Source organism: Prolixibacter sp. NT017, from assembly GCF_009617875.1.
GTDB lineage: Bacteria > Bacteroidota > Bacteroidia > Bacteroidales > Prolixibacteraceae > Prolixibacter.
This window is the reverse complement of record NZ_BLAV01000001.1, coordinates 3,909,237-3,933,045: the sequence shown is the minus strand read 5'-3', so window position 1 is coordinate 3,933,045 and position 23,809 is coordinate 3,909,237. Positions and strand designations below refer to the sequence as shown.

19 protein-coding genes and 1 tRNA gene are annotated in these 23,809 nt (G+C 45.1%); 11 read left to right on the top strand and 9 right to left on the bottom strand.

Annotated features, from left to right (window positions below):
- Nucleotides 1–10: 10 nt before the first annotated feature.
- Nucleotides 11–439: a hypothetical protein gene (locus tag GJU87_RS16455; RefSeq protein WP_153640486.1), complete on the top strand. Its 429-nt coding sequence runs from the start codon at nt 11–13 to the stop codon at nt 437–439.
- 68 nt (nt 440–507) lie between these two features.
- On the opposite strand, the gene ahcY is transcribed toward GJU87_RS16455, so the two are convergent.
- A complete protein-coding gene (gene ahcY, locus GJU87_RS16450; RefSeq protein WP_373921490.1) occupies nt 508–1,929 on the bottom strand; it encodes an adenosylhomocysteinase in 1,422 nt (473 codons plus the stop codon).
- Nucleotides 1,930–2,017: 88 nt separating this feature from the next.
- Nucleotides 2,018–2,953 (bottom strand): bifunctional riboflavin kinase/FAD synthetase, encoded by a 936-nt coding sequence (locus tag GJU87_RS16445; protein WP_153640484.1) that lies wholly within the window; start codon nt 2,951–2,953, stop codon nt 2,018–2,020.
- Nucleotides 2,954–3,258: 305 nt separating this feature from the next.
- On the opposite strand from GJU87_RS16445, the gene GJU87_RS16440 reads away from it, so the two are divergent.
- From GJU87_RS16440 to rmuC, 4 genes are all read left to right on the top strand, one after another.
- Nucleotides 3,259–4,404 carry a TlpA disulfide reductase family protein gene (locus tag GJU87_RS16440; protein WP_194831558.1) on the top strand — a complete coding sequence of 382 codons (1,146 nt, stop codon included), beginning with the start codon at nt 3,259–3,261 and terminating at the stop codon, nt 4,402–4,404.
- Between the two features lie 170 nt (nt 4,405–4,574).
- A complete protein-coding gene (locus tag GJU87_RS16435; RefSeq protein WP_153640482.1) occupies nt 4,575–5,351 on the top strand; it encodes a UDP-2,3-diacylglucosamine diphosphatase in 777 nt (258 codons plus the stop codon).
- Between the two features lie 5 nt (nt 5,352–5,356).
- On the top strand, nt 5,357–6,442 hold the full coding sequence (locus GJU87_RS16430; protein WP_153640481.1) for a 3-oxoacyl-ACP synthase III family protein: 1,086 nt from the start codon (nt 5,357–5,359) through the stop codon (nt 6,440–6,442).
- A 94-nt stretch (nt 6,443–6,536) separates the two neighbouring features.
- Nucleotides 6,537–7,898, top strand: coding sequence for a DNA recombination protein RmuC (gene rmuC / locus GJU87_RS16425; RefSeq protein ID WP_153640480.1), 1,362 nt, complete (start codon nt 6,537–6,539; stop codon nt 7,896–7,898).
- Nucleotides 7,899–7,957: 59 nt separating this feature from the next.
- Here rmuC and clpX read toward each other — a convergent pair whose 3' ends face one another.
- From clpX to tatC, 6 genes are all read right to left on the bottom strand, one after another.
- Nucleotides 7,958–9,178, bottom strand: a complete 1,221-nt coding sequence (gene clpX, locus GJU87_RS16420) for an ATP-dependent Clp protease ATP-binding subunit ClpX (protein WP_153640479.1) — start codon at nt 9,176–9,178, stop codon at nt 7,958–7,960.
- A gap of 77 nt (nt 9,179–9,255) precedes the next feature.
- Nucleotides 9,256–9,942 carry an ATP-dependent Clp endopeptidase proteolytic subunit ClpP gene (clpP, locus tag GJU87_RS16415; protein ID WP_153640478.1) on the bottom strand — a complete coding sequence of 229 codons (687 nt, stop codon included), beginning with the start codon at nt 9,940–9,942 and terminating at the stop codon, nt 9,256–9,258.
- 121 nt (nt 9,943–10,063) lie between these two features.
- Nucleotides 10,064–11,419 carry a trigger factor gene (gene tig, locus GJU87_RS16410; protein ID WP_153640477.1) on the bottom strand — a complete coding sequence of 452 codons (1,356 nt, stop codon included), beginning with the start codon at nt 11,417–11,419 and terminating at the stop codon, nt 10,064–10,066.
- Nucleotides 11,420–11,547: 128 nt separating this feature from the next.
- Nucleotides 11,548–11,632, bottom strand: a tRNA-Leu gene (locus GJU87_RS16405).
- 92 nt (nt 11,633–11,724) lie between these two features.
- Nucleotides 11,725–12,474: an LPS export ABC transporter ATP-binding protein gene (gene lptB / locus GJU87_RS16400; protein ID WP_153640476.1), complete on the bottom strand. Its 750-nt coding sequence runs from the start codon at nt 12,472–12,474 to the stop codon at nt 11,725–11,727.
- Between the two features lie 52 nt (nt 12,475–12,526).
- Nucleotides 12,527–13,390, bottom strand: coding sequence for a twin-arginine translocase subunit TatC (gene tatC / locus GJU87_RS16395; protein ID WP_153640475.1), 864 nt, complete (start codon nt 13,388–13,390; stop codon nt 12,527–12,529).
- A 226-nt stretch (nt 13,391–13,616) separates the two neighbouring features.
- Between tatC and recQ the strand changes: the two genes are divergently transcribed.
- The gene (recQ, locus tag GJU87_RS16390; RefSeq protein ID WP_153640474.1) at nt 13,617–15,794 is read left to right on the top strand and encodes a DNA helicase RecQ; all 2,178 of its coding nucleotides are present in this window, start codon (nt 13,617–13,619) and stop codon (nt 15,792–15,794) included.
- 112 nt (nt 15,795–15,906) lie between these two features.
- Nucleotides 15,907–16,773, top strand: a complete 867-nt coding sequence (locus GJU87_RS16385) for a CPBP family intramembrane glutamic endopeptidase (RefSeq protein WP_153640473.1) — start codon at nt 15,907–15,909, stop codon at nt 16,771–16,773.
- Between the two features lie 4 nt (nt 16,774–16,777).
- Here GJU87_RS16385 and GJU87_RS16380 read toward each other — a convergent pair whose 3' ends face one another.
- Entirely contained in the window at nt 16,778–17,989 is a 1,212-nt protein-coding gene (locus GJU87_RS16380) for a pyridoxal phosphate-dependent aminotransferase (RefSeq protein ID WP_153640472.1), read from the bottom strand.
- Nucleotides 17,990–18,243: 254 nt separating this feature from the next.
- Here GJU87_RS16380 and ald point away from each other — a divergent pair, with 254 nt between their 5' ends.
- The 4 genes from ald to GJU87_RS16360 all read left to right on the top strand — a co-directional run bounded on the left by ald (nt 18,244) and on the right by GJU87_RS16360 (nt 23,795).
- Entirely contained in the window at nt 18,244–19,356 is a 1,113-nt protein-coding gene (ald, locus tag GJU87_RS16375; RefSeq protein WP_153640471.1) for an alanine dehydrogenase, read from the top strand.
- Nucleotides 19,357–19,752: 396 nt separating this feature from the next.
- Nucleotides 19,753–20,484, top strand: a complete 732-nt coding sequence (locus GJU87_RS16370; RefSeq protein WP_153640470.1) for a hypothetical protein — start codon at nt 19,753–19,755, stop codon at nt 20,482–20,484.
- A 731-nt stretch (nt 20,485–21,215) separates the two neighbouring features.
- Nucleotides 21,216–22,613 carry a CPBP family intramembrane glutamic endopeptidase gene (locus GJU87_RS16365; RefSeq protein ID WP_153640469.1) on the top strand — a complete coding sequence of 466 codons (1,398 nt, stop codon included), beginning with the start codon at nt 21,216–21,218 and terminating at the stop codon, nt 22,611–22,613.
- Between the two features lie 78 nt (nt 22,614–22,691).
- The gene (locus tag GJU87_RS16360) at nt 22,692–23,795 is read left to right on the top strand and encodes a hypothetical protein (protein ID WP_153640468.1); all 1,104 of its coding nucleotides are present in this window, start codon (nt 22,692–22,694) and stop codon (nt 23,793–23,795) included.
- Nucleotides 23,796–23,809 lie beyond the last annotated feature (14 nt).

The following is a 23,809-nucleotide window of genomic DNA, read 5'->3' as shown; positions in this document are numbered from 1 at the left end:
TATACTAAAAATGTTGAAGGGATTATCGAAGCCATGGCTGCAAATTAGTTTGGTCGTACTGTTTCTTCTGTCGGCCAACAGCTGTCAAAAGGATCAGCAATCCTTTTTCCCCGAGGTTCGAGTGGATTTTTATATCAATCTTGCCACGAACAATACGTTAACTGCTCCCGGTAATTACAAAGAGTTTCCGGCCGGGTATACAGGCGTCATTGTCATCAACAATGGCAATGGGTTTTATGCTTTCGACACTTGCTGTCCGTACGAAGCCAAGGCAAGTTGTACGGTAACACCTGATGCCGGCGGTATCGCTACCTGCTCCTGTTGTGGCTCACAATACACTTTGATGGGAGGTGGCTATCCGCTGAAGGGACCTTCGACTCAGAATTTACATTATTATAAAGTTGAAAATTTAGGCGGTCGACTTTGGGTACATGACTAAGATACTTCCCATAAAGAAAGGGATGATTGGACGCCAATCATCCCTTTCTTTATGTTTTGGGCTGCTGATTAATAGCGGTAATGTTCGGGTTTGAACGGTCCGTTTTCCGGAACACCGAGATATTCAGCCTGCTCTTTCGTCAATTTTGTCATCTTCACACCCAACTGTTCCAGGTGAAGGCGTGCTACTTCTTCGTCAAGATGTTTGGGCAAACGGTAAACATCAACTTTATAATCATTTTTCCAGAGATCGAGCTGAGCCAGTGTCTGGTTGGTAAATGAGTTACTCATTACGAACGATGGGTGGCCGGTGGCACATCCCAGGTTCACCAAACGGCCTTCCGCCAACAAGAAGATAGAGTGGCCATCAGGATACTCATACTTGTCAACCTGCGGTTTGATATTCTTTTTGCTGATTCCAGGCCATTTTTCCAGTTGAGCTACCTGAATTTCATTATCGAAGTGACCAATGTTGCAGACAATGGCCTGATCTTTCATGTTGGCCATGTGTTCAGCGGTGATAATATCTTTGTTTCCGGTAGTGGTCACGTAGATATTACCTTCGCTCAGCGCATCTTCCACTGTTTTCACTTCAAAACCTTCCATGGCAGCCTGAAGAGCGCAAATCGGGTCAATTTCGGTAACGACCACACGGGCACCATAACCACGCATCGAGCGGGCACAGCCTTTACCAACGTCGCCATAACCACAAACTACAACCACTTTACCGGCAATCATCACGTCGGTTGCACGTTTGATACCGTCGGCCAGCGATTCGCGGCAGCCATATGTATTATCGAATTTCGATTTGGTAACCGAATCGTTTACGTTGATGGCCGGGAACAGCAATTCGCCACGCTCCATCATTTGGTACAGGCGGTGAACTCCGGTTGTTGTTTCTTCCGAAACACCTTTCAGTTCCTTAACTGCATTTCCCCAACGATTGGGAGTTTCAGCCAGGATGCGTTTCAATGTCTTCTGCAGTTCAACTTCATCTTCACCTTCTGCTTCTTTCTCCAGAACGGAAGCATCTTTTTCGGCTTTGTAACCCAGATGAACCATCAGTGTTGCGTCGCCACCATCATCAACAATCAGGTGCGGGCCTTTTCCTTCACCGAAATCCAGGGCGCGCTCAGTGCACCACCAGTATTCTGCCAGTGTTTCACCTTTCCAGGCGAATACCGGAACATTGGCAGCGGCAATAGCAGCGGCAGCATGATCCTGCGTGGAAAAAATATTACACGAAGCCCAACGAACGTCGGCTCCCAGTTCTACCAATGTTTCAATCAACACGGCAGTTTGGATGGTCATATGGAGAGAACCCATAATGCGGGCACCCGCTAGCGGCTTTTCCTTTCCGTATTTTTCACGGATGGACATCAGTCCAGGCATTTCTTTTTCAGCAATCTCAATCTCTTTTCTTCCGAAATCGGCCAGCGAAATATCCCTGACTTTATAATCTGTTTTGGTATCAGTTACAACACTCATAATTTATTTAACTGTATTAATAATCTCACAAAATTAACAAAAATAGAACGAAACTGAAGACTGATAATCACCCATGTTTGAGGATGAAAGCCTATTGTCCCGAAAGTATTTCAAGTGCGCTCTCTTTGTCCTTTTTCAATTGATCCTGCAAAGCATCGATCGATTCGAATTTATGCTCATCGCGGATTTTGCCAACAAAATAGAGCGTTAGTTCATGCATGTAAATATCCTGATTGAAGTCGAAAATGTGGACTTCGATACTCCGATGATCGGCATTATGACTGATGGTCGGGCGAGTTCCGATATTGAGCATTCCCTCGTAATCGGAATTGTCAATTTTTACTCTGACAGCATAAACACCGTCATGAGGAATGAGTTTATGCTCATCCAACGTTTCGATGTTGGCGGTGGGAAAACCCAGTTTACGCCCCAGTTGGTTGCCGGCAATCACTTTTCCTGTTAGCGTATAATCGTACCCCAGATATCGGTTAGCCCTGGCTACATTTCCTGTTTCCAGCGACTGACGTATTTTCGTTGAGCTGATGTTGACATCTTCCATCAATAAAACGTCCAGTTGTTCAATGGTAAAATTGAGTTCCTTGGAAAGTGCTTTCAGAACAGTGTAATTTCCTTCCCGGTTTCGTCCCAGTTTATGGTCGTAGCCAACCACCAGGTGACTGATGTTCATTTTCCCAACCAAAATGGTTCTCACAAAATCTTCATAGGAGAGTTTGGAAAATTCCGCTGTAAACGGAAAAATCACCAAATGATCGATGCCAATTTCCCGAAACAGATCAATCTTTTCGTCACGGGTTGTTAACAAACGCAACGTATTCTCTTCAGGACTGACAATGAGACGGGGGTGTGGGTAGAAAGTAAAAATCACTGATTCACCATTAACGGAATCGGCGATTTCCTTTAGCCGGGAAATAACCTGTCGGTGCCCCAGATGGACACCGTCGAACGTTCCTATGGTAATTACCGGTTTATTGGCATTAAAATGTTCAAGTCCGTTATGAATCTCCACTTGTGGTAAAATTTTATTCGCGACAAAAGTAAAGAAAAATAAGCATGTCGACGGTTCAGAGAAACAGCTAATCGGCAGGGAATGTTTTACAAACCTTGCGGAAGATGCCAAGTTATCGGTGGAATTTATATTTTTGCTCCCTGCATAGCTCTTCTATTTTCAGAATACGGCCATGCAAACCGAAGCGCAAAACCGGGGTGTGAATATTCAGGATGTTGCGTGAGACTAAAACCACAGGTGAGACAAACCTTTTCGGTTTTTACAGGCGAAAAGACACCTTAACCTTTGAAGAAAAGAAACAGCACATGAAAAAATTGTTTTTTGCAGTAGCCATTCTTTTTCTGCTTTATTCATGCGGAGAGAAAACCAATTTTTCTGTTTCGGGAACCATCAATGGTGCCGGCGGAAAGATGGTGTATCTGAATGAGTTGAAAGTGAGTTCCCAGATTCCGGTCGATTCGGTACGAGTTAACAACAAAGGACAATTCGAGCTCAAAGGAAACGCTACTGAGCCGACATTTTACCTGTTGAAATTCAACGACCACAACTTCGTGACCTTGTTGCTCGATTCGACAGAACAAGCGACGGTTAACGGCAGTTACAAGAATTTGCCATCAGATTATACGGTGAAAGGTTCGCTCGGCTCGAAGTTGGTGAAGGAGTTGAATACTCATTACACCGATGTAAAGCAGCAACTTGATTCACTGAAGAGCCTGTTTAATACCCACAAAGGTGATGCTAATTACGAAAGTGAGCGTAAGCAGTGGAACGATGAGTATGTCGCACTGAAAAACAAGCATGCAGCATACCTCAAGAAATTTGTGATGGCTCACCCGTTCTCTCTGTCAAGTGTAATGGCGCTTTACCAGAAATGGGACGACGGCAATTTCATTGTACAGGATTTGCATACTATGAAAGTGGCAGCTTCGGCGCTATCGGCCATGTACCCCAACAGTAGCCAGGTAAAGGCACTGCACTCCAACACGCTGGATATAATGCGTCAGCAGAATAACCAAAAAATGACGCAACTGATTAAGCAGGCCGGACAAAACAGCCCCGATATTACCTTACCCAATCCGGAAGGCAAAGACATTTCCCTTTCGTCGATGCGTGGCAAATATGTGCTGGTTCAGTTCTGGGCTGGTCAGGATCGCGATTCGCGTGTAATGAACCCGGTTTTGGTGGCGAACTACAAGAAGTACCATCCGAAGGGATTTGATATTTACCAGGTAAGTATCGATACAAGTCGTACCGCATGGCTCAATGCAATTCAGCAGGACCATCTTAGCTGGACCAATGTTGGCGATATGAAAGGAAGTGTACAGGCTGTTCGGAATTACAATATCCAGACCATTCCGTACAATTACCTGTTGGGCAAGGATGGTTCGATTCTGGCGAAAAACCTGATGGGACCGGCTCTGAATAATACGTTGCAAAAATATTTGAAGTGATATTTCAACTTAAATAATCCGGAAAAAGACGAGCTTTTGGCTGGTCTTTTTTCTTTTTATACCCGATGAAAACAGTGCTGCGAAGCATTTTTACTCTTGAATTCTTCGTTTTTACATCTATCTTTGCAGAGATTTTGAAATGAGAAATAGATTCGTATACAGGTAGTAGGGTGACGTCTCGTAATAAAATATATTTTGTATCGGATGTGCACCTTGGGGCTCCGGCTTTGAATGACAATCCCGAAAGGGAAAAGCTGTTTGTCTCATGGCTTGAGGAGATAAGTCACGACGCCGAGATGATTTTCCTGATGGGGGATATTTTCGACTTTTGGTTTGAATACAAAAGAGTCGCTCCCCGTGGATTCGTCAGGGTACTGGGAAAAATAGCAGAAATAACCGATAAAGGCATTCCCGTGCATTTCTTTACAGGAAATCACGATGTATGGGTATTTGATTATTTACCGTCCGAAACCGGAGTTATTGTCCACCGGGAACCGTTTGAAACCGAAATAAAGGGGAAACGTTTTTTCCTGGCGCATGGCGATGGACTGAATCCTTCCGATAAAGGCTACCTGTTTATCAAAGCTCTTTTTCATAATCGCGCAGCTCAGTGGTTATTTTCCAGACTTCACCCCAATTTTGCTTTTGGCCTGGCGCATCGCTGGTCGAAACACAGCCGGTTGTCCAACGGCGTTGATGGGGCAAGATTTATGGGTGAAGAAAACGAGGAGCAAATTTCGTTTGCCCGGAGAATGATTAATGAAGGAAAGCACTTTGATTATTTTGTTTTTGGACACCGTCACCTGGCGCTCGAATACGACCTGAATCAGGAGAGCAAATTGTTTTTACTGGGAGAGTGGATTAAGTCGTATTCTTACGGAGTATTTGACGGTGCTGATTTTCGACTGGAAAGAATTCATAATACTCCCCCGAGTGGGAAAAATTAAATTGTATGGATAAAAAGCTTTATACCGTTATTGTCGGTAGTGGTTCGTATATTCCTCCAGTAGTAATACCGAACGACCATTTCCTCGATTGGGAATTTCATGACCCGGCAACCGGAGAGAAGTTTGAGCGGGCTAATGCCGAGATCATTCAAAAATTCAACGAAATCACCAATATCGAAGAGCGCCGTTATGCCAATCCGGAGCATAAAACAAGCGATCTGGCTGCTTTCGCTGCGAAAGATGCTATCGAATCATCCGGTTACGATGCCGAATCATTTGATTTCCTGATTGTGGCCAACAACTTTGGCGACATGGATATCAATAATCCGCGTACCGACATCATGCCACCCATTTCTACGCGCGTGAAAAGGATACTGAACATCAAGAATCCGTCGTGTATGTGTCATGATGTAGTAGCTGGTTGTCCGGGATGGACAACTGCTATGATTGTTGCGAATGCATATATTAAGAGTGGCACTTTCAAGCGCGGCCTCGTTATCGGTTCGGATGTGAATTCCCGCGTACGCGATCCGCATGATAGGGATTCGATGATTTTTTCGGATGGTGCCGGAGCGGTGATTGTTGAAGCCCGCGAAAGCGATGTCCCGGTAGGCATTATTTCACACGCCAGTCGCGCCGATGCAATTGATGGCGGAGAGTGGCTGAAGATGGCCGAATCGGTTAATCCGGCTTTCGAAGGCAACGAACTGTACATCCGGATGATGGGAAACAAAGTGTATGTTTATGCTTTATCCGTTGTTCCTGGTGTGGTAAAACAAAGTTTGGAAGATGCGGGTCTTGGTTTGGAAGATGTGAGCAAAGTGCTGATTCATCAGGCCAACGAAAAAATGGACGATGCCATTCTCGGACGTTTGTTTAAGCTCTATGGCAAGCGCAGTTTTCCGAAAGATTTGATGCCGATGACCATCCGGAAATTCGGTAACTCATCGTCGGCAACGGTTCCCACGCTGTACGATTTAATCAGCAAGGGAAAAATGGAAGATCATGCTTTCAATTCAGGTGACAACATCGTGCTCACCTCGGTTGGAGCCGGTATGATTATCAATTCCATTATTTACCGGATGCCCTAAAAATAAGTGAAACGAAATACACAGCGCACCATCGGTTGAAACGATGCGTGCGCTTTTTTTATACCTTTAAGCAAACCTGAAATCTCAACGCAAGATGGAAATTGTTTTTTTAGTTATCGGAGTTGCTGTCGGTGTGGCCATTGGCTGGCTTATTCAACGTGGCATGTCGAAAGCTGCCGAAGTAACCGGTGCACAAAATCTGGCCAAAGCCGAGCAAGAGTTTATGACCCAACTGGCTTTCGCTGATAAGGAAAAATCGCTCGCGGAACAGCAAACCAATTCACTGAAGCTCGATTTGGAAGAATCGAAAAAGGTATTGAATGCAGAAAGAGACAAAAACGAAATATTGAACCGGAACCTGGCGGAAGCACAAACCGATTTGCGGAACATGCAGGAGCGGTTGGAAAATCAGGCCAAGGAACTGGAGCAACTGCAAAAGAAATTCACCACCGAATTTGAAAATATTGCCGGCAAGATTCTGAAAGAGAACTCGAAGGAATTTACGACGGTTAACCAGAAGAATATCTCGGACATTCTCAATCCGTTGAAAGAGAAAATTCAGCTATTCGAGAAGAAAGTGGAAGACACTTACGAGAAAGGATTGAAAGACCAGACCGACCTGAAAGCCGAATTGAAAAAGCTGCAGGATTTGAACCTAAAGATTTCCACGGATGCACAAAACCTAACTCAGGCGCTGAAAGGCGATGTGAAGAAACAGGGAAACTGGGGCGAGATTGTGTTGGAGCGTGTTCTTGAAAGATCGGGCCTGACGGAGGGACAGGAGTTCGAGCGTGAAGTAGTCGACACGAACATGGAAGGGAAAACCATCCGTCCCGACGTGATTGTCCATCTTCCTGATAAGAAGCACTTGATTATCGACTCGAAGGTTTCGCTCGTTGCCTACGAACGGCTCGTCAATGCGACAACTGATGAGGAACGCGAAAAAGCGATGAAAGAGCATTTGCTGTCGTTGCGCTCGCATGTAAAAACGCTGAGTGAAAAGCATTATCCTTCAGCGAAGAATCTGAATGCACCGGATTTTGTACTGCTCTTTTTGCCGATCGAATCATCATTTAGTATTGCTGTTCAGCAGGATCAGGATTTGTTTGGCTATGCCTGGGACAACAAAGTCGTGATAGTAAGTCCGTCAACGTTACTTGCTTCATTGCGGACCATTGCTTCCATCTGGCGGCAGGAGAACCAAACGCGGAATGCATTGGAAATTGCCCAGCAGAGTGGAGCCTTGTACGATAAGTTCGTCAACTTCATTGCTGATTTGGAAAAAATAGGTAAGGGACTTGACAGTGCCCGCGACAATTACGACAAGGCCATGAACAAACTACATACAGGGCGCGGAAACCTGGTTCGTACAGCAGAAAAAATCAGGGTGCTTGGCGCGAAAGCACAAAAGGAAATTCCGGATAAATTCATCACGGATGATGCACTACCCGAATAGTAAAAGAAAAGGGTGTCCGGAGAACGGGCACCCTTTCTTTATGATGTTTTCAAAAATTGTCAGCTTGCTTTGAGACGGCTGGCACCCAGTCGCTCAATTTTTTCACTGGCGTATTCTTTGCCAATCAACACTTCGGTTTCACCTTCGTCAGTCGATGGCATGTCAAACATGGCATCAATCATGATTGTCTCGCAGATGGAACGCAAACCGCGGGCACCCAATTTAAACTCGATGGCTTTGTCGACGATGAAATCGAGCGTTTCGTCAGCAAATTCGAGTTTGATATTATCCATCTCAAACAATTTAACGTATTGCTTAATGATAGAATTTTTGGGCTCGATAAGAATACGGCGCAACGCATCGCGATCCAATGGATTCAGATAAGTAAGTACGGGCAGACGGCCGATGATTTCCGGAATCAGTCCGTACGAACGTAAATCCTGCGGCGATACATATTGCAGCAGGTTCTCGCGGTCGATTTGGGCTGTATCCTTGCTGGCATTATAACCCACCACTTTGGTATTCAGTCGCTGACCGATTTTCCGATCGATGCCTTCGAATGCTCCTCCGCAGATGAACAGAATATTCTTGGTGTCCACCGGAATCATCTTTTGCTCGGGGTGTTTACGGCCACCTTGCGGCGGAACGTTTACTACCGAACCTTCGAGCAATTTCAGTAGACCTTGCTGAACTCCTTCACCCGAAACGTCACGGGTAATCGAAGGGTTATCGCCTTTGCGGGCAATCTTGTCAATCTCGTCAACGAAAACGATGCCACGCTCAGCCGCTTCGATGTTATAATCGGCAGCCTGAAGCAAACGGGTGAGAAGACTTTCGATGTCTTCGCCTACATAGCCGGCTTCGGTCAATACCGTTGCATCCACTATCGTGAACGGAACATGCAGCATCCGCGCAATGGTTTTGGCCAGCAATGTTTTACCCGTCCCGGTAGGACCCACCAGGATGATGTTCGATTTTTCAATTTCGGTTCCGTCATCCTCTACCTTCTGGTTCAACCGTTTATAGTGGTTGTAAACAGCTACCGAAAGTATTTTCTTGGCATCGTCCTGCCCGATGACGTACTGGTCGAGAAATTCCTTGATCTCCTTGGGCTTTTTCAACTCAATACCGGTCAGGTCGAATCCGTCGCTCTTTTTGAATTCTTCTTCAATAATGGCATGAGCCTGCTCGATACAGTTGTCACAGATGTGACCTTCCATACCGGCAATCAAAAGATTGACATCTTTCTTCTCTCTACCACAAAATGAACATCTATCCATATGCTGTTTTATCGAAAAAAGAGCTGAAAAGCCATTGGCTCTTCACCCCTTTATCTTATTCAAGAAATCTTTTTACGTTACTTCTTCTCTTTTCCTCTTATCAGGATGTCGTCAATCATGCCATAATCTTTGGCTTCCTGAGCGGTCATCCAGTAGTCGCGATCTGAATCCTGTTCAACTTTATCAAAAGGTTGATTACTGTGTTTGGCAATGATCTCGTACAGCTCTTTCTTCAGTTTCATGATTTCACGAGCCGTGATTTCAATATCAGAAGCCTGTCCCTGAGCACCACCCATGGGTTGGTGAATCATGATTCGGGAGTGGGGTAGTGCTGAACGTTTTCCATCAGCTCCGGCAGTCATTAACACAGCTGCCATCGATGCTGCCATACCGGTACAGATCGTTGCTACATCACATCCGATGTATTGCATCGTATCGTAAATTCCCAAACCGGCGTGAACCGAACCTCCAGGAGAATTGAAATAAATCTGGATGTCTTTTCCCGGATCGGATGATTCGAGGAACAGCAACTGCGCCTGGATGATATTGGCTACATAATCATCAATCGGAACGCCGAGGAAGATAATGCGGTCCATCATGAGACGGGAGAACACGTCCATCGAGGCAACGTTCATCTGACGTTCCTCAATAATGGTCGGGGAAATATAATTGGCGTAAACAGAATTATAGCGATCGAGGGTCAGACTGCTGATCCCCATGTGTTTGGTCGCATATTTACGAAACTCGTCACTATTTGAATTCATACTTGGTTGATTTAAATAAAAAAACTTTGTGATACCGGACAATCGTCTGTGCATTAACCGCACGGAAGATAGTCCGCTCCACAAAGTTATAAAAATATGGTATTAAAGGCGGTTGCCCTGTTTATTTTTCAAAGAGCTTGTCGAACTCTTCCTGGGTCACCTCTTTTTCTTCGATGTTTACTTTCTCTTTGATGACTTCCAGAATTTTGTCTTCCAGCTTTTTCTCTACCATTCTGCGACGCTCTTCTTCGTTCTGAAGAATCGAGTTGGCAAACTGGTCGAGGTGCTCATCCGGTACGTTCATCATACCATACTGACGGAACTGCATGAGTGCCATTTCGCGGGCCATGTCAAGAATTTCAGCTTCTTCCACTTTCAGTTCGCTCTCTTTGCCAAGCTTGTTTTTTATCAACTGCCATTCGAGATCGGTACGGAAATTTTCGAAATCAGTATCAATCTGATCGGCCGTCAGATTTTCGTTGGTAGCTACCAACCAGCGCTTCAGGAAAGCTTCCGGCAACTCGATTTTGGCACCTTTGGTCAGTGTTTCCTTGGCATCAACCAGGAAGCGGTAGTCGCTTGAGTACTTCAGGTTTTCCTTCAAGTCTTTAGCGATATTGTTGCGCATATCTTCAACGGTCTTCACTTCAGAATCTTCACCAAAGATTTTGGTGACCAGTTCTTCATTCACTTCAGCCGGAATGAAAGTGTTAATCACGTTGATGGTATAGTTGAATTCAGCATCCAGTTCGTGCGAAGCATCGTGATCGAGGTTCAGCATGTGACCTACTTCGTGGTCGTTCTGGAAAGCTGCTTTCGGATCGAAACGAATCACGTCGCCTACTTTGGCACCCAGGAATTTTTTCTTGATATCCTCGTCTTTGATGAGGTCGATAGAAACCAAAACATCGTTGGCTTCGATACCACCTTCTTTTACGTTTCCGTCAGCGTCCAGCTCAGCGAAATCACCGCGTACGGTTTCTTTTTCGCCTACCTCCTCAGCCGGCTCGTTGGTTCCGAAACGGTTGGTGTAACTTTCTACCTGTTTGTCAATCAAATCTTCATCAACCTTGATGACATAGTAAGGGAGTTTACGACGCTTATCGAGGGTAACGTTGATTTCCGGTGACATAGCGATATCGAAAACAAATTCGAAATTTTCGTCATTATCCCAGTCAATCGCCGGCTGCTTTTCTTCGTTCGGAAGCGGTTCGCCCAAAATATCCAGTTTTTCTTCGCTGATATATTTCATGAGCTCGCGGCTGAGAATCTTGTTTACTTCCTCGGCCAGCAGCGACTTTCCGTACATTTTTTTAATCAGCCCAGCAGGAACCTTCCCTTTCCGGAAGCCAGGCATATTAGCTTTCTTACGGTAATCTTTCAGTGTTTCGTTCACCGTTGCCTCATAATCGTTTTTTTCAACGGTCAGCCTGACAACGGCATTCAAATCATCGATGTTCTCTCTGGTGATGTTCATAACGTTTTTCTTGAGTGATTTAAAATGCCTGAGGGAAGAGTTCGTCGAGCGTCCCTTCCTGCTAAAAACATCCATTTAAAAAACCGCCTCGGCAATCCGGCACCCGGAAGCGAAGGCGGTTAAGGTAATGGTGCGGACGGAGGGACTCGAACCCACACGCCTTACGGCACCAGATCCTAAGTCTGGCGCGGCTACCAATTACGCCACGTCCGCTTTTTTTTGGCGGTGCAAATATAGTGTTATTTTTTAAAACAACTAAATTGTGAGCAATTAATTAAGCACTTTGGAATGACGGGAATGAGCATCTACTCTGGCGTATTTTCCCGTTTGCCTTTCCGCAGTTCGAAGTTTTTTCCGAGATAAACCCTTCGCACATCTTCGTCGGCTGCCAGTTCTTCTGCTGTTCCGCTTTTCAGAATGTTTCCGTCGAACAACAGGTACGATCGGTCGGTGATGGAGAGGGTTTCGTGTACGTTGTGGTCGGTAATAAGGATACCGATATTTTTGTCTTTCAGTCGGTAAACAATTTGCTGAATATCTTCTACCGCGATGGGGTCGACTCCCGCAAACGGTTCATCCAACAGGATGAATGCAGGATTGATAGCCAGTGCCCGGGCAATTTCGGTCCGACGACGTTCGCCTCCTGAGAGCTGAATACCTTTACTTTTCCGGATACGTTGCAAACCAAATTCATCCAGCAGCGATTCCAGCTTTTCTTTTTGGTACTCTGTCGAAAACTTGGTCATTTCCAGTACCGCCTTGATATTGTCTTCCACGCTTAGCTGACGGAAAACAGAAGCTTCCTGGGCCAGGTAACCAATGCCCAACTGGGCTCTTCGGTACACCGGATACGAAGTAATGTCTTTTTCATCGAGGAAGATACGGCCGCCATTGGCACGAATCAGTCCGACAATCATGTAAAATGAAGTGGTTTTTCCGGCACCGTTTGGTCCCAGCAGTCCAACAATTTCTCCCTGCTTCACATCAATCGACACCCCTTTTACTACGGTGCGTTTCCGGTATTTTTTTATAATATTTTCAGCCCTAAGCTTCATAATTCAATGGATTGAATTGCAAAGATAAAAATAATGAACAGACGGGGACACCTTACGCCTCGAGCAAATCTTCTTCGCGTTTCTTCGCCACACGTTTCGAAATAACAATTCCGATTTCATACAGGAAAACCAGTGGAAAACAAACCATTATCTGGCTGAATACGTCCGGCGGTGTGATGATGGCCGAAAGAAGCAAGAGCACAACGTATGCATGCCTCCGGTATCTCCTCATGAAAGCGGGTGTAACCAGACCTACTTTACTTAAGAAGTAGATAGCTACGGGGAGCTCAAAAACAATCCCTCCGGCCAGCACGATGGAACTGACCGTGCTGATGTAGCTGCTCAGGTTAATTTGGTTGGTAATTTGGTCACTAATATCGTATGAGCCAAGAAAGTTGACCGAAAGCGGTACAATCAGGTAATAACCAAACAGGATACCCAGAATAAAAAGAAGCGAACTATAGACCACGGCTCCGGTGGCATATTTTTGTTCTTTCTCGTACAGGGCCGGTTTGATAAAGCGCCAGAATTCCCAGAACAAATAAGGAAATCCAAGGATAACACCACCCAACAACGAAATCTTGATGTGTGTGGCAAACTGTCCGGCCATATTAATATTGATAATCTGTAGCGGCTTGTCATTAATGGCCAAAGCCGGAATGTTCAGCACCTGCGAAATCCAGTTGAAAAACTGGTTGGTAGCGAATTCCGGTGTCTTGGGCTTCAATATCAACGTATCGAAAATGAAGTGGTAATTGGCGAAAGCCAGGATAGCAAAAATCACCACGGCAACCACCGCACGAACCAAATGCCACCTTAAAACTTCCAGATGTTCAAGGAAAGACATCTCCTCATCCTTTTTTTTCCTATTTTCGTTCGTTGATTTTCCGCCAGGTAATTTTTCCTGTTCAGCCATCAGATTCAAATTAGCATGTTTGGGTTTAATTTGGAGAATGTTGCTCCATAAAATTCCAGACAAATATACAATCTTTGGCCTTTTTTTTAAGGTTTGGGTGCTGAAATCGAAAACCGTTTTTGCCTGAACTTCTGCTGGCTGGAGCGAATTTGTACTACTAATATTATTTAGATATCTTAGTGGAGGCCATGTCGGAGCGGCCTCAAGAGATAAAGGAGATTAGATTATGAATAAAGGTGTTTCTCTTTCTGCCCAATTACAGAAATTTTTCGGTTTCGACCGGTTTAAAGGGCAGCAGGAGGAGATTATTGAGAGTGTGCTGGATGGTAACGACACGTTTGTATTGATGCCCACCGGCGGTGGAAAGTCGTTGTGTTACCAGTTACCAGCCTTGTTGCAGGAAGGAACAGCCATTGTCATATCCCCCCTAATCGCATTAATGAAAAACCAGGTGGATGCCATCCGCAGTTTTAGTACGGAAGAAGGATCGGCCCACTTTCTCAACTCATCCCTGACTAAAACTGCTATTCAAAAGGTAAAGGACGATGTGTTGGCACAGCGGACCAAACTACTGTATGTAGCCCCTGAATCGCTGACCAAAGAGGAAAACATTGAGTTTCTGAAAAACGTCAATATTTCGTTTTACGCCATTGATGAAGCGCACTGTATTTCGGAGTGGGGACATGATTTCCGTCCGGAGTATCGTCGGATACGGCCCATCGTTAACGAGATTGGGCATGCACCGATTATTGCGCTTACTGCGACGGCTACCCCGAAGGTGCAGCACGATATTCAGAAGAATTTAGGGATGCTCGATGCGAAGGTCTTCAAGTCGTCGTTTAACCGGGCGAATCTTTTTTACGAAGTCCGGTCGAAAACGAAGCCTGTTGAGCAAATCATTAAGTATATCAAGGGAAATCCCGGCAAATCGGGTATTATATATTGTCTCAGCCGGAAAAAGGTAGAGGAGCTGGCTGCCACACTTCAGGTGAATGGCATCAGGGCACTTCCTTACCATGCTGGTATGGATTCGGCTACCCGTTCGGGAAATCAGGATAAGTTCCTGATGGAAGAGGCAGATGTCATTGTGGCAACCATCGCTTTTGGAATGGGAATCGACAAGCCGGATGTACGGTTTGTCATTCATTTCGATATTCCTAAATCTTTGGAAGGTTACTACCAGGAAACCGGTCGTGCCGGACGCGATGGTGGTGAAGGGCATTGCATTACGTTCTACAGTTACAAGGATATCCAGAAGCTGGAGAAGTTTATGCAGGGTAAACCCGTCGCCGAACAGGAAATTGGTCAACAGCTGTTACTCGACACTGTGGCTTACGCCGAAAGTGCTTTGTGCCGCCGGACCATCCTGTTGCATTATTTCGGCGAACATTATGAAACCGAAAACTGTGGTGCCTGCGACAACTGCATGAATCCGAAAGAGCAGATTGAAGGAAAAGAAATGGTGGTTCTGGCCTTGAATGCGGTTGAGGAGGTGAAAGAACAGTTCAAGGGCGAACACATTGTTAATATTCTGATTGGGAACGATACCGCAGCTGTAAAATCTTTTCGTCACCACGAAATGTCAATTTTCGGTTCGGGGAAAGAATACGACGTGCGATTGTGGAATGCCGTATTCCGTCAGTGTATTATAGCTGGTTTTCTCCGGAAGGATATTGAGAATTACGGTGTCCTGAAACTGACAGATGAGGGCCGTGATTTTGTGAAAAATCCGCAATCGTTTTTGGTGGTCAAGAATCACGATTACGAAGCAGCGGATGAGGAACCCGCACCACCACAGGGTGCATCGGCCGGCGATCCGGAACTGTTCAAAATGTTGAAAGAGCTACGTAAGAAAATGGCGCAGAAACTCAATTTGCCGCCGTTTGTGCTCTTCCAGGATCCGTCACTTTCCGATATGTCCATTCAGTATCCGACAAAATTGGATGAACTTCAGGGAATTGCCGGCGTTGGGCAGGGAAAAGCAAAGCGCTACGGGAAGGAATTTGTGGAGTTGATTGCCAAATATGTGGAAGAAAAAGGCATTGAGCGGGCGCAGGATATGGTGTACCGGTCGGTAGCCAATAAATCGAAGAATAAGGTATTCATTATCCAGAGTATCGACCGGAAGATTCCATTTGACGAAATAGCTTCCTCGAAAGATCAGGATATGGACGCGTTGCTGAGCGAGATAGAAGCCATCGTGAATTCGGGTACGAAGTTGAACATCGACTACTATTTACACGACGTACTCGATGATGACCAGGTAGATGATATTTTTGCGTACTTCAGGGAAGATGCCGAAAGTGATTCATTGGAAGAAGCGATGGCTGAACTGGGCGAGGAGTATAGCGAAGAAGAAGTCCGGCTGGTTCGGATAAAATTCATGAGTGAGATGGCAAATTAAATTTTAGACAAACAACTATAACCGAAATATAAAGAGAGCCTGAAGGCAGGTTCTCTTTTTTTACACTAACCGGAAAACCGGCCGTTAAATCGGCAAACTAACTAACCAACCGATGAAAAAAGTCTTACTTGTTCTCCTCAGGACTGTCCTGTTGCATGTAGTATTTGTAGCAGTGCTCCTGGGACTTACCGGATTGTATTACTTCCTGCGCGGAGAAATTGAAGGTACCGGATTTTCGCCGCGTTCGTACGCCGAAGTTCCCCACAACCAGATGATAATGGCCATCATAACTTTTCTGGCCGCTTTTCTGACCATTTTATTGCTAGTCCGCTTTATCGATAAGCGCCCGATGGTAGAGATGCTGAAAAGTCGTTTCAACTTAAAGCAATTCGGCTACGGTAGTTTGCTGGGCGCCGGAGTAATTGTTGTTGTCACCTTCATCCTTATGTCGATGAACCAGGTAGGGTTGGGGAAAGGCAATTTCCACGTGCAGAGCCTGTCATATCTGTTGTTGTACTACCTTTTTGTGGCACTGTATCAGGAATTCTTGTATCGTGGGTATCTGCTCGGTTATTACACGAAGCAGATGCCTGTCTATCTGGCAGTGATTTTATCGGCAGTGGTGTTTGCGCTGATGCACATGGCCAACCGAAATTTTAACGTCATCGCGTTGGTTAATGTTAGCCTTTTAGGTATTGTTCTGGGTTTGCTTCGCATTCGCGGAAGAAATCTTTGGGCACCAATTGGACTCCACTTCCTTTGGAACTTCGTTCAGGGACCGGTTTTCGGATTTTCCGTCAGCGGAAGTCCACGTTCTCACGGAATCTTCCTGATTTGGCTTCGCGGTAGTGAAAATATGACCGGAGGCTCTTTCGGACCGAATGCTTCTGTGGTGACATTGGTTATACTTCTCGCACTAGGCGGTTGGTTGAGTTACCGTCAGTTTTACCAACATCCGGTTACCGAATCAGCCGAATAGAACATCAGCCTTCTGCTTGCGGTGTACGCTGCGGATAAACTTTCAGCGCCTCACGAATGCACGCAACGGCCTCTTTCAGGTCTTCCACGTTGAGGACATAAGCTACGCGCACTTCGTTTTTCCCGCTGTCGTCGCTGCTGTAAAAGCCTGATGCCGGAGCCAGCATTACGGTGGAGCCGTTGTACTCGAAATCTTCCAGCAACCAGCGGCAGAAATGGTCACTATCCTTAACCGGCAGCTTTACCATGGAGTAAAAAGCTCCGCGGGGCATGGGTGAATAAACACCGGGAATTTCATTCAGGGCATTGATGAAGTAATTTCGTCGGCGAAGATATTCGTTGTACACCTCTTCCATATATTCGGGAGGGCTATCGACAGCGGCTTCGGCCACTTCCTGCCCAAGGATAGGCGGACAAAGCCGGGCCATTCCCAACTTCAGTATCGATGCGATGAGCTCTTTGTTACGCGAAACAACCGAACCTATCCGGATACCGCAGGCGCTGAATCGTTTCGATACGGAGTCAATCATGATAACGTGATCCTCGATATCAGGCAATTCCATGACCGAGTGATGTTGAAATCCGTCGTATACAAACTCTTTGTAAACCTCGTCGGAGATCAGGTAAAGGTCGTGCTTGAGCACCAACTCGCGCAATTGTTCCAACTCCTCCCGGGAATAGAGATAACCGGTGGGGTTGTTGGGATTGCAAATGAAGATGCCTTTTGTTTTGGGAGTGATGACCTTTTCAAATTCCGAAATGGAAGGTAACTGGTAACCGTCTTCGATGTGTGATGTGATGGGTTTGATAACCACATCGGTACCCACCGCATATGAGCGGTAGTTGGCATAAAAGGGTTCGGGAATAATGATCTCGTCGCCGGGGTTGAAACATATCATGAAGGTGAATGAAATGGCTTCCGAACCGCCGGTGGTAATCAGAATATCAGTGTATTCAACATCGATTTTCCGGTTACGGTAATATTGGGCCAGTTTTTTCCGGTACGAATCGTTTCCGTACGACTGCCCGTAAGGAATCAGTTCGAAATTAAAATTCCGGATACGCTCAATGGCATGTGGCGGGGTTTTGATATCGGGCTGACCAATATTTAATTGTATAACCTTCTTCCCCTGCTCCCTGGCCTTCTCTGCGTAAGGTACCAGCTTCCGTATCGATGATTCGGGTAATAAATCCCCGCGTTGTGAAATTTTAGGCATCCTGCAATCTTAAGCTTTCATGTTGGAAGAGGCAAAGTTAATATTATAAACTGTTAGTCAAATGGGCTGAATGTTTAATTATTGTAATATTAATATTGGAAAAACTATCAAACAATCATAAAAAATTGAGTTTTAAATTGGTCATACGAGTGATATGTTAATTTAAGCTGAATAGTTGAAAATTATGGGGGTTCGTCATATTAGAGTGTGATTATTTCCTCTATTTTTGGAACATACCCAAAAAATAATTAGTCATGATAATAGGAGTTCCAAAGGAAATTAAAAACAACGAAAACCGGGTTGCGTTAACGCCTGCCGGTGCTGCAGAGTTGACTAAGCGTGGTCACGAAGTATATATTCAGGCTACAGCAGGTATGGGAAGTGGTTTCACCGACGAGGAATATGTTTCGGCCGGTGCACAAATGCTCCCAACCATTGAGGATGTTTACGGCAAGGCCGAAATGATTATCAAGGTAAAAGAGCCGATTGAGCCTGAGTACGAATTGATTCGCGAAGGTCAGTTGCTTTACACTTACTTCCACTTTGCTTCTTCTGAAGCGTTGACCAACGCCATGCTTCGCAACAAGTCGGTATGTTTGGCTTACGAAACTGTTGAGTTGCCCGACCGTTCACTGCCGTTGCTGGTTCCGATGTCGGAAGTAGCCGGACGTATGTCGGTTCAGGAAGGTGCCAAGTACCTCGAAAAAACCTACGGTGGACGCGGAATGCTGTTGGGTGGTGTTCCCGGAGTACATCCTGCCAAAGTGTTGATCATTGGTGGTGGTATTGTAGGTACCGAAGCTGCTAAGATGGCTGCTGGCCTGGGTGCCGACGTAACCATTATGGACGTAAGCCTGAAGCGCATGCGTTACCTCGACGATATCATGCCAGCTAACGTGAAGACAATGATGTCGAACGAATTCAACATCCGTAAGATGGTTGAAGATCACGACCTGATTGTTGGTGCGGTATTGATTCCGGGTGCAAAAGCTCCGAACCTGATTACCCGCGACATGCTGAAAACCATGAAGCCGGGCACGGTGTTGGTTGACGTAGCTATCGACCAGGGTGGTTGTATCGAGACAACCCGTCCGACAACACACGATGATCCGACTTTCGTGATCGACGATGTGATTCACTATTCAGTAGCCAACATGCCGGGTGCTGTACCGCGTACTTCTACGCTGGCATTGACCAACGCTACGTTGCCTCACGCCATCGATTTGGCAGAGAAGGGATGGAAGCAAGCTTGCCGCGAAGACAATTCTTTGAAGAAAGGTCTGAACGTAGTAGACGGAAAAGTAGTATACAAAGGTGTTGCCGAAGCATTCGGACTTACTTATTACGATGTAGACAGCGTACTGTAAGCAGTCGCTTTCCGATAATAAACCGGGAGGTCGTCAATATTTATTGGCGGCCTCTTTTTTTTATGGCGATTTTCCAAACTTTATCAACATAAGAAAGTGTTTGATATTGAAAAAACTACTAGCAAAAACGAGGGTTTGTCAACAATGAGAATCTGAAGTTCATTTATTTTTTTCAATAAGGAGGGGTAACCTTTTTCAAAATCCGGGTATTAACCAACGAAGACCAAGACAGATATTGAGGGGTTCTCCACTCCACTTTTTGCTCCGAATAGCAAGTGTATTTTGAGGGAAAAAGAATTTAAAGACACAAGAACGACTGACACGCATCAATATTAAGATGGCGGTGTCGGTCGGGTTCTTTTTCAAAAAAAAGTATCAAACCTTAAAATGCACAACATGAGACGAAAATTCAATTACCGTGATTTATCGATGTTGGTAGCCGCCCTAACGCTGACCGACCATTTTGAACAGGAAAAAGAAGTCTTCACAGCAGAACAACCATCGTGGGCCGATCCATTTATCACCTCCTTCCGTGAAAATATTCAGCAGATACTCACTACAGTTCACGGTATCAACACCAGGAAGAATTTGCGAAGTGCCACCACGCAAGTGAACCAGTTGCTGGTTGATGCCCGTGATGATTTGGTGATGGTTAAAACCCAGGTTGGAAGAGGCTATCGAACCGATCCCAGTGGTCGCGATGATTTGCTGAAGTGGCTAGGTTATACCGATTTGTGGGCAAAAGCCGAAAGCAGTCAATCTCCGGCCATCGATTTAGTCATCACCTTCCGCAACAACCTCACCGAAGAGCTGCGCACCGATATGGAAGCCCACGGTGTGAATGCCGATCGCTTAACCCGGATTGTGGGGTATGCCGATACCCTTAGCCAGGCCAACATTACCCAGGAAGGCCTGAAGGGAAGTACCAAACTGGATACGGTGCAGCTGGTTACCGAACTGAATGCTGTTTACGCGCAGGCCATGGATATTTGTGCCATAGGCAAGCAACTGTTTAAGCACAATAAAACCAAGCGCGACCTCTTCGTTTTCAGCAAGCTGGTAAAAATGCAGGGCAGCAAAGGCGGCAGCAGTTCCGAAACAGGCGAAAGCGATACCCCGGAGGCCTGATTGGTGAGTGTAACAATCATTAGGTTTACTCCGCAGGAAGTACCGGGCATTTAGTTACCCGTTCCGACTAGTTCGCAGCCCATGCCGGCGACGTAGTTATTCATTCCGGCGAGTTAGAAGGAAATCTCACGAACGTAGTTACGTATTCCAATAAATTAGAATGACGTACCGACGAGTTAGTAGCCAGTACTTGCGAGTTAGTTACTCATTCCGACAAGTTGGAAGCCAATATATCAAACGTAGTTAAACATTCTGATGACTTAGAAGTGAATATCTTAAACGTAGTTACTAATTCTGTATAGTTAGAAGGTAGTATTCGACACATAGTCACTTATTCTGTCGGGTTAGAAGCGAATATTCGGAACATAGTTACTCATATGGTCGGTATAGAAGGGAATTCTGCGTACTTAGATGCTCATCCTGTTAAGCTGGAAACGAAAATTTGTGACGTAGTTACTTGTTCCGGCAAGCCGGAAGAGCGCGCCGGGGACTTGGTTGCTCATTGGGGTGAGTTTACCTGTTTTTATCGCCCACACCCGGCTCCGTCCCGAAGCGGATTGGGGAACTTGGTCAGACTGGCGGACTGAAGTTCTCTCCTGGAATACTGCAAAGTAAAATGGAGGGGACGAATGATTATTTTATAGGAAATATAAGGAAGAGAAAACTCATTTTTTCTCAATCATGTTTTTGTTGTCTGCGAGTGGCAATAGGATTTAGCTAATATTAAATGAATGAATTGGAATGAAACTTTTTTAAAGGCTTATTGGAATTTTCTGTTACATCCAACCTTTAACTATAAAGAGGAACGTTTTACTACGCAATTTGTGAATTTTGCAGTGGTATTGATTGTGGATATCGCTGTCACAGCTGCGTTGGTTTGGCCTGTTGATCATTTGAGACACATTGTTGCACCAGATGTTCAGGTGCACAAAATTCCGATTTCTCATCAGAGGTATGGCTTACTCACGTGGAGTCTGCTGGTAACCGTTTTCATTCCGTTACTGGAGGAATTGACATTCAGAACGCACTTGCGGCCCGGGAAGAAAAATTTTCTTTTATCGTTCATTGGCGTATTGGTGGTTGTCGGCACCTTAATTCTGTCTTACAGTCATGCTTCTGAGAAACAGATTGCTATTATAGTCGTGGTGGCCGGTTTGTTGCTGCTGGCGATTTATTTGGTCTTTCAGCGAAGAATATATATGCTCCTCGGAAAATTTTGGCGTCGAAATTTTGCACGGGTTTTTTATATCTCTACCATCTTGTTTGGATTCTATCATCTGCAGAATTACACGGTGACATTAACATTCCTGGTTTTATCTCCCATTTTTGTTTTTCCGCAGATTTTTGCGGGACTGAATATCGGTTATTTGCGGGTGCGTCAGGGGTTTTGGTGGGGATTTGTGTTACATGGATTGCACAATGTCGTTTTTCTGCTGCTTCCTGTCGTACTACTCAAACCAGCCATGAGTGAGGATAAGGTGTTTAAAGATGAAATGGTTATGGCATATCCGGGACATGTGTCCGCGCCTAAAAGTTATTCGCTGGAGATTTCAGCAGTCGGGAAACCTCGCTATAATTCCTGTAAAGTATCACCTTCCGGAATCAATTTCGATCATGCAACGGTACGTTTGGCTCTTGCTAAGATGGGAACATTTCGACCGGAAGAAGTTGTGTTTGAAGATACCGGTGTTGCGAACAGTGTTATCGACCTGCAATTTACCGATAGGAATCAAGAGAGCATGGATGATTTCAAGATGGCGAGACGGTTTGTCTTTCAGCAACTACTGAAGAAATATTACCTTAAAGCCCAACTCTTTTTTGTTCCTGCCGGGAACTGGGTGTTGTACCGAAGTCAGTTTGTGAAGACAGAAGAAGATACTTCAGCGTTGAATGAGGGAGAAAAAAGTTTTGTTTTGAAGGATGCAACGATAAGAGATTTGGCGGATAAAATAGAGGAACTCTATTCGATGAAAGTGAACTGTCTTTCAAAAAACCGAACGAAATATACCTGGGTTATCCCGAAAGACAGCACGGAACTGCTACAGCGGACGCTGATGGGAAAATATGGGGTCACTCTGTATCAGGCAAAGAACCGAACAGTAAAGTGTTACATCAGTTCGGCAGAATGAATATTAGAATATACCCATTGACCGTTTAGTGCATCTGCTATATAAGAGACGTAACGTTTGTCCCTTTATTTTACTCATATGAACTATCGAGAAAAACTCACCATCTTCATCTTGCTTTTATTTCTGGCGTCTTCATCCTACGCACAAATTCGTGTTATGGACGAAAAAGACCAGTCTCCCATTCCTTTTGCTCAGTTCATCGCTCCTGCCGGACGGTTGGTAGGTACCTCCAATACCGAAGGGATGATAGATACGACGTTGGTCAATCGTTTTGCGAAAAACAGCGACTCGCTGGTTGTACAGCATATTAGTTACGGAAATCGGATGATGATTTGGAAAGACATGAAACGTGCCGGCAATGTTTATTTGGTTTCCCGCGAGGTAAGAATTCCTGAGATTACGGTAACGAATAAGAAAGAGAAGATGGTGTTGGTACTCGAAGGGTATTTCCGGAGTTACCAGCTAAAGGACAGTGTTCCGGAATATTTTGCCGATGGGATGGTGAGATATTTTATATGGAATGATGGCAAACGGTTCAAATGTCAGAAAGACGCCTATCGTTCGTTCAGAAATCAAAAAGTAGTTGATGCTATCCAAAAACACACAGTAACCCTGTCTGAGGGAGGGTTAAGTGTTCCCTACATCGAATCCCAAACAATTCCCGGGCAATTTGATAAAGACTACATGACTACCGATAGTCTTGGAAAAACCTTTATTATGAAGGAGAACGCAGTGGTCGGGCTCATTAGGACAAACGAGGCACAAAAACAGGTACAAATGAGTATCGACTGGATTGCCCCTGCCAAAGTCAAAGAAAGAAGTTTATTTGGGTACCAGGTTAGGATCGCACATCACAACGTGACCGAAACATACCTGGCCAAAAGTCGGTCAATGGCGTCGAAAGCAAATTTGGAAAGCTGGCGAAAGTATTATCAATACTTTTTCAAGCAGAAAAATGAGAAGAGATTCAAAAATATTCAAAGAGTTAGTGAATTTTATGTTTTGAAGAGCTATTATATCCCCAAATCAGTAATGCAAAAAGAGAGGACTTCTTCAGGTTGGGGATTACCTTCATCTTACGCCTATACAACTGAATATTGGAAGCATTTGGATAAACGGATACCACCATTGAATTCGAACATTAAAAAATTGTTGGGTACCAGGCTGACGATGTACGATTAAATATCGTTTAAGCT